Raw genomic sequence first — 6,581 nt, 5'->3', positions numbered from 1 at the left:
GCGAGCCTCGAGGGCGTGAGGTCTCGCTTGCCCGCGTCGCGCCGCAGATAGAACGCGAGGCGATTGACGGCGGCCCGCAGCTCGGCCGCGAGGGCGAGGTCGCCGTCGTCGGCCGTTGTCATCGCTCTGGTCCTGTCATCGCTCTGGTCCTGTCATCGCTCCGGCTCCGCGTCAGCCGTGTCCGCCTCGATCCTGGCCGGGGTCCCCGGGTCCACGTACTTCTCGCCGCGCAGCGCCGAGGCAAGTGCCGCGATGAGGCACGCGGCGACGGCGAACGCGAACGCCACCTGGAGCCCGGTTGCGAACGGGCCGGAGATGAGCGCCGGGAAGAAGGCGCGGCCGGTGAGGTACTGGACGTTGGCCGGCGGAAGGGAACCGAGGACCTGCGGGCCGAGCAGCGTCTGCACCGGGTTGTAGCCGAGGAGCGAGGCGAACAGCACACCGACGGGCGGAAGGGCCGCGATGCGGTTGGCGTCGACGGCGGGAACGCCTTGGGCGGTCAGCCCCGAGGTCAGCGTGTGGGGGAGAGAGCCCGCGAGACCGGCGATCATCAGCGAGAAGAAGATGCCGATCGAGAGCACCATCGAGGAGTTCTGGAACGTCGTGCTCATGCCCGCGCCCACGCCCCGTTGACCCGGTGGCAGGCTGTTCATGATGCTCGCCCGGTTCGGCGCGGCGAACAGGCCCATGCCGATCCCGTTGGCGAGCAGGGCCAGCGCGAAGACCCAGTAATCGAAGTCGACGGGGAGCACGAGGAGCCACAGGAAGCTCGCTGCCGCCACCACCATGCCGCCCGTCGCGAGGATCCGCGCGCCGAAGCGGTCGGACAGCCAGCCCGAGGTCGGCCCCGCCACGAGGAAGCCGACCGTCAGGGGAAGCATGTAGATGCCAGCCCAGAGCGGCGTCGACTCGAAGCTGTAGCCGTGGCGCGGCAGCCAGATGCCCTGAAGCCAGATGATGAGGATGAACATGAGCCCGCCTCGCCCGAGGCCAGAGAGGAGGCTCGCGAGATTCCCGGCAGAGAAAGCACGGATGCGGAAGAGGTCGAGTCTGAACATCGGCTCCGGCGTGCGGAGTTCGATGGCGCAGAAGAGAATGAGGACGACGACGCCGCCTCCGATGGCGACCAGCACCCCGGGATTCGCCCAGCCCATGGGCCTGCCGCCGTAGGGCTGGATGCCGTACGTGATCCCGACGAGCACGGCGATGAGGCCGACGGCGAACGTCAGGTTTCCCCACCAGTCCATCCTGGCGCGCGGGCGGCTTCCCACCTCGTGGAGCCGCAGCGAGGCCCAGACGGTGCCGAACAGGCCCACCGGGACCGAGACGAGGAAGACGAGGTGCCACTCGAGCGGGCCCAACAGCCCGCCGAGGATGAGTCCCAAGAACGAACCCGCGATGCCTGCCACCTGATTCAGGCCAAGGGCGAGGCCGCGTTGGTCGATGGGGAAGGCGTCCGTGATGATCGCACTCGAATTCGCCATGAGCAGGGCGCCGCCCACGCCTTGGAGGATTCGCATGGCGATAAGCCAGAGCACCCCGGCGTTTCCGTGGAGCCACGTGATGGAGAGCAGGATCGAGAAGAGGGTGAAGATCGCGAACCCCGCGTTGTACATCTTCACGCGCCCGTACATGTCGCCGAGGCGGCCGAAGCTCACCACGAGGACGGCCGTCACCACGAGGTAGCCCATGATGAGCCACAGCAGCAGGCCGGTGTTGCCCGGCTGGAGGGGATCGATGCCGATTCCCCGGAAGATGTCCGGGAGGGCGATGAGCAGGATGGACGAGTTGATGGTCGCCATCAGCACACCAAGGGTGGTGTTGGAGAGGACGATCCACTTGTAATGCGGACTCGCGAGGTCCCGCTCGGCGTGCGCCGCCCTGCGGGCCTTGTATGCCGTCAATGCACCCGAGCTCATCCGAGCCTCCCAGTTAGTTGACGTGTACTAACTACCGTACGCCGATGATTGTCCTTCGGGGAGGCTCCGGAGGGCTCAGAAAAGCGTTACGCCCTAACTCCCGGTTAGGGCGTAACGCTTTGGAAAGAGCTATTCGCCGCAGCCGGTCTGGATGCCGTGCGTGCTGTTCGCGGTTGCCCGCGCCGTGTTGCCGTTCACGCAGAGGCTCTTCTCATGGAGCCAGGAGACGCCTCCGCCCTCGTTGAGGTAGTTCCCGTTCGCGCCCGGCAGCCCGACCTGTTGCGAGGGGAGGGAGCCTGGAGTGCCGAAGCCCCAGGCAGGCTCCGGGACGCCGATGCTCGGCAGCCATACCCAGTTCCCTTGAGTAACCGGGCCGCTGGTACAGTCCATGCCGCACGGCGCCGGGGCACGCGAGAGATTGACGCAGTCGTCCGCGTTGGCGGCGGTGCCCACGAGGACAAGTGCAGCCGTTGCCGCGGCCGTTGCCAATAGCCTCTTTATCGTCATAGCTGGTTCCGATCACGAGTCCGAGACCAGCGACAGAGAACCCCCAACGGAGTCATTGTTGCCTTGGGGAACGATTCGGTCAATGTTCGGCGACTGATCTTCGATTTTCAAGGGAATCCTCAGTGAGGCGAAGGAGCCCGTCGCAGATCTCTAAGAGGCGCGGGTCGTGGGTGGCGACGACGACGGCGCCCCCTCGCGTGCAATGCTCGCGGAGCGCTGCGAGCAGCAGGGCGGAATGGTAATCATCGAGGGCCGAGCTCGGCTCATCGGCGAGGATGACCTTGGGACCTTCGCCGCCGCTCCGAGTGGCTGGTGTGCCTTGGGAAGGCCAACGCGAGATTCTGCTCGATGGTCCAGGAATCGATGAGCACGTGGCTCCGGAACAGAAAGCCGAGGTGCGATCGAAGCAACTGGCGTCTTGCACCTCGCGAGACATTGTCGAGTCGGACGTCACCGATCCGGATCTCGCCGCCATCGATTGGTGCGAGGCCGCCCAGACATGTGAGCAACGCCGTCTTGCCGGAGCCGCTCTGGCCCAACACCCCGAAGATCTCTCCCGGGCCTACGGAGAGATTCATGTCCGACCACAGCTTACGTTCGTTGATCGTCTTCGATATCGAGGTGGCTTCGACCAGCACGTGCATTCCTTTCATTCGGGGACTCGGTCGGTGGTGCTCCGCTCCTGCCGGGCCAGAATCACCGCGGACAGGGGGAGCAGGATCGCGACGAGGCCAGCGCCGGCCACGACGCCAGAGACCGAACAAGTCGCCAGGATCACGGATCCGCCGAAAACCACCGCGACGCCCCCGCTGAGTGCTGCGAAGAAGCGAAGGTGGCGGAGCGCGAAGGGTCGCCCATGGATCGTCTCGAGGAAGAGTCTGCGACGGTCGCGCTCGGACGAAGTAGACGGCGACGGAGCAATGCAAAAGCCTCGACCCCGGAGTGCGGGGCGAGAACGTGCGGGAGATTCTTTGGAGCATCAGTAGAGGGAATGCTGGCAGGCCCCGAAGCCATTGCATGCGGTGCTCCCGTGGGATCGGGAGCCGAGGAGGAGATTCCTGCGTCCAAACGCCATTGTTTTCCCTTTTCCTCATCTTTTTTGATGACTCCGGCCGAGTCGCCGAGCGTAGCCACGGGTTTGTCGCAGTCCGAGGCGGAGGCGGCGGAACTCAGTGGCCGGAGCTCAGGAATTCGGTGCTTCGAGGGATGCGGTTCCGTGGTGGGGGAGGTGAAGCCTGCGTGGCGGATGAACCGGTGGGGCCTTGGCGTCGTCCTCTCGGTGATGCTCCAGACGTTCCGTGTCAGGAGCCTTCGGAGGGCACATCATGAAGATCTCCCGCCCCGCGCTTGCCGCAGCAGCATTCGGGGCCACCCTTGCGCTTGGAGGCTGCGCCAATCCACAGCCGGCGGCTCCCGCACCCAGCCGGTCGGCCACCACGCCCACCTCCATTGCCACCCCATCTCCAATGCCGACGGCCTCGGCGACACCAACGCCGACGGTGACGCCAACGCCAACGGTGACCGAGCCGCCGTCGCCCGTAACCCCGAGCGACACGGCGGCTCCAGCACCGCCACCCCCGCCCGTCATTCAGCCGCCACCTCCAGCCCCGGCGCCGGCTCCAACGGTGGCGCCGCAGCCGCTCCACCCGGGTGGCGGCGACCACGACGGCGACGACCGCGGCGCGCCAGACGATGGCGACGGCAACCGGTAGGGAACACGGAATTCGGGAGTCGCTCGTCGAGCAGGCTGTCGACTTCTACCTTGGCGAGTGACGCCCATTGAGGGCGATCCGTTCCATCACCCAGTCCCACCGCACATACTCCTGTTCGAGCCGCACGGCTGCCCACTCCGGCCGGCCAAGCACGCCCGAAGTCAGCGACGTGTACAGCTCGGACTCCTCGACGGTCAGCCGGGGAAGCGCCGCCCTCGTCGGCTTCGGGTCCTGGACCCAGAGCTCACTATGGGCGAGGAGGGTCTCCCGGTCCATCAGCAGACTTTCGACCTGCGGATGGGCGGCACGGAGCTGGTCGAGGACGGCAAAGCCATGTGAGTCGATGTCGCCCCAGTAGAGGAGCTGTGCCCTGATAACCCACTCGGGAACCCTGGTGTGGGACCCGAATCCCGCGCCCGACACGGCAACAGTCCGAGGAAGCTGGGGGAGGGAGAGGAAAGTGATTTCGTTCTCGACGACGAACACCGTATCGACGTCGAGCGGCAACCGCACGAAATCGTCCACCCGGAGCACGACGTCCGTTGCGCCGCCGAGGAAGGCCAAAGCGGGGTCGAGGAGTCGGAAGCGCACGGGCGGGATCTTTGCGAGAAGCCCGTGCCGCCCCTCGAAGCTGCCTGTGGGGCGTTCGGGATCGAGCGCTGAGACGAGCTCGTCAAGGATCCTGCGATGCGTCTCGAGGAACTTGGTGTGAACACCCGGGATCGCGAGTTGGCGTACATACAGGCGGGGGGCCGGGTGGTCTGCGAACCAACGCGCTGCCCGCACCAGGTCCGGAAGGGCATCGGCAACCTCGAGAGCGGCGAGCGGCCGCCGCACGAGCCACTCCGTGAGTGTGGGCTCTGCGGCGAGAACCGCGTCGGCGAGCCGAGAGAAGCGCTCAAGCTCCCGCCGTCGACCAATGAATCCCGCCTCCTCCCCGGGCGTGGCGAACACGACGGCGGATGGAACGAGATTCGCCCCGATCGTCGTGCGTCCAGCCTCCGTCAGCTCGAGATGGAAGGAGCCAGCACCCGTGCGGAGTTCGGCTGCCCAGGCACGCACTGCCGGATAGCTGTCCCGCAACTGGTTTGCGCTGGGCCGCTTCAGCTGACGACGACGGGGATACAGTCCCGCTGGATGGATAGCCTCTCGAAGTAGCTCGCCGCGCTCCCACGATCGCTGGCTGAAGGTGCGAAGCTCCGCGATTCCCGTCCACACCCGTTCAGCCGGCACGGCGTTCGCGCTCCCCGCGGTACTCCTGGATGGTCATGTTCCGCAGCCGGGAGTCCTGTCCTCTCGGGTTGGCCACGAAGCCGACGTGCGAAACGTAGGGTTCGATCACGTGGATCTTCTGCAGCGGTGTCACGATCAGCAGCTGCAGCCGCATCCGCCGGAACAGCTCGAGGCCGTAGCGGGCCGATTCGTCCGAACCTCGGCCGAATGCCTCATCGATCACGACGAACCGGAAGCTGCGCTCCGCGCCTGTGCTGTGCCGCGACCCTGCAAGGCCGAACTGGAACGCGAGCGCCGCAGCGAGGATCGTGTACGCGAGCTTCTCCTTCTGCCCACCAGACTTGCCGCCCGAGTCCGTGAAATGCTCGTGTTCCTCGCCGGTCTCAGTCCACTTCTCCGAGGCGCTGAAGGTGAACCACTGGCGAACATCGGTGACCTTCGCGGTCCATTTCGCATCGAGGGCAGTGAGGCCCTGCCTGCCCCGGAACCGTTCGATGAGCTTTTCCACCTGAAGGAATTTCTGCTCGGAATACTGCTCATCCGCCCCGAGCGTGCCCTCGGAGCACGCGCGCAGATCGGCCACGAATTCGCGGACGTCCGAATCCGTGGTCGGCTGGTGCTCGAGTTGGATGTGCCGGCCGGGGTTGTATTCGATCTGCGCGAGCGAATCATTGATTTCCCGGATTCGAGTGGCAATATCCGTCTTTCGCGCGTCGAGGAACGCGTTGAAAGCGACGATCTCGTTGATCGTGTTCTGATTGAGGGAGTCTTTGAACCGCTCCTCGAAGCGTGGGAGGTCGTTTTCCTGCAGCTGGGCAAGCATGCGGTTGTACTCCGGGGCAGCGTCGAGCGATCCGTCGAAGTCAGTGGTCTCGGCGGGGTACACGGCGCGGAATTCCGTCATGAGCCGGATCGTCTTCTCCGCCGAGCTCGCGACCCGCTTGGTGAGCGCGTCGATGTCCGCCTGGAGCTTGTCGCGTACCCGGCTTTGTGTGCGATCGGCGTTCTTGTACGTGAGCTGCTCCTCGCCCAGCGCAGCTGCGGAGAGGTCGGCAATCTCCGCAACGAGTACGCCGTCGGCCGTGAGCGGCGAATCCGAGAGAGTCCCGTGGCACTCTTCGATCGCCTCGGCGATGGATTTCGCCTCGGCCTCGTTCGCCCCTTGACGCTTCTGCACGGCGGCCACACGCTCCCGGGCGCGCTCGAGGCG

The 6,581-nt window shown here is 66.0% G+C and carries 8 protein-coding genes; 1 reads left to right on the top strand and 7 read right to left on the bottom strand.

Features of this window, described 5'->3' with window-relative positions; genetic code table 11:
* Positions 1–152 precede the first annotated feature (152 nt).
* The 5 genes from ACTHL9_RS05970 to ACTHL9_RS05950 all read right to left on the bottom strand — a co-directional run bounded on the left by ACTHL9_RS05970 (position 153) and on the right by ACTHL9_RS05950 (position 4,014).
* On the bottom strand, positions 153–1,919 hold the full coding sequence (locus tag ACTHL9_RS05970) for an MFS transporter (protein WP_440517929.1): 1,767 nt from the start codon (positions 1,917–1,919) through the stop codon (positions 153–155).
* A gap of 129 nt (positions 1,920–2,048) precedes the next feature.
* Positions 2,049–2,408 (bottom strand): hypothetical protein, encoded by a 360-nt coding sequence (locus ACTHL9_RS05965; RefSeq protein WP_440517928.1) that lies wholly within the window; start codon positions 2,406–2,408, stop codon positions 2,049–2,051.
* Between the two features lie 281 nt (positions 2,409–2,689).
* Positions 2,690–3,064 carry an ATP-binding cassette domain-containing protein gene (locus ACTHL9_RS05960; protein ID WP_440517927.1) on the bottom strand — a complete coding sequence of 125 codons (375 nt, stop codon included), beginning with the start codon at positions 3,062–3,064 and terminating at the stop codon, positions 2,690–2,692.
* 11 nt (positions 3,065–3,075) lie between these two features.
* Entirely contained in the window at positions 3,076–3,204 is a 129-nt protein-coding gene (locus ACTHL9_RS05955; RefSeq protein ID WP_440517926.1) for a hypothetical protein, read from the bottom strand.
* Positions 3,205–3,609: 405 nt separating this feature from the next.
* Entirely contained in the window at positions 3,610–4,014 is a 405-nt protein-coding gene (locus ACTHL9_RS05950; protein WP_440517925.1) for a hypothetical protein, read from the bottom strand.
* A 62-nt stretch (positions 4,015–4,076) separates the two neighbouring features.
* On the opposite strand from ACTHL9_RS05950, the gene ACTHL9_RS05945 reads away from it, so the two are divergent.
* Positions 4,077–4,199, top strand: coding sequence for a hypothetical protein (locus tag ACTHL9_RS05945; RefSeq protein WP_440517924.1), 123 nt, complete (start codon positions 4,077–4,079; stop codon positions 4,197–4,199).
* On the opposite strand, the gene ACTHL9_RS05940 is transcribed toward ACTHL9_RS05945, so the two are convergent.
* Both ACTHL9_RS05940 and ACTHL9_RS05935 read right to left on the bottom strand, forming a co-directional pair.
* Positions 4,184–5,356, bottom strand: a complete 1,173-nt coding sequence (locus tag ACTHL9_RS05940; protein ID WP_440517930.1) for a DUF3322 domain-containing protein — start codon at positions 5,354–5,356, stop codon at positions 4,184–4,186. The two genes, ACTHL9_RS05945 and ACTHL9_RS05940, sit on opposite strands and share 16 nt — an antisense overlap.
* 4 nt (positions 5,357–5,360) lie before the next feature.
* Positions 5,361–6,581, bottom strand: a 1,221-nt coding sequence (locus ACTHL9_RS05935) for an SbcC/MukB-like Walker B domain-containing protein (protein WP_440517923.1), incomplete at its 5' end; no start/stop codon positions are given.

The sequence above is a fragment of the Sinomonas sp. genome (assembly GCF_051955515.1).
Classification (GTDB): Bacteria; Actinomycetota; Actinomycetes; order Actinomycetales; family Micrococcaceae; genus Sinomonas.
This window is presented reverse-complemented; position numbering and strand designations above follow the sequence as displayed.

Bases quoted from the DNA above. Each gene is read 5' to 3' on its own strand.
- ACTHL9_RS05970 (WP_440517929.1), bottom strand. From the start codon at position 1,919: ATGAGCTCGGGTGCATTGACGGCATACAAGGCCCGCAGGGCGGCGCAC.
- ACTHL9_RS05950 (WP_440517925.1), bottom strand. From the start codon at position 4,014: ATGACGGGCGGGGGTGGCGGTGCTGGAGCCGCCGTGTCGCTCGGGGTT.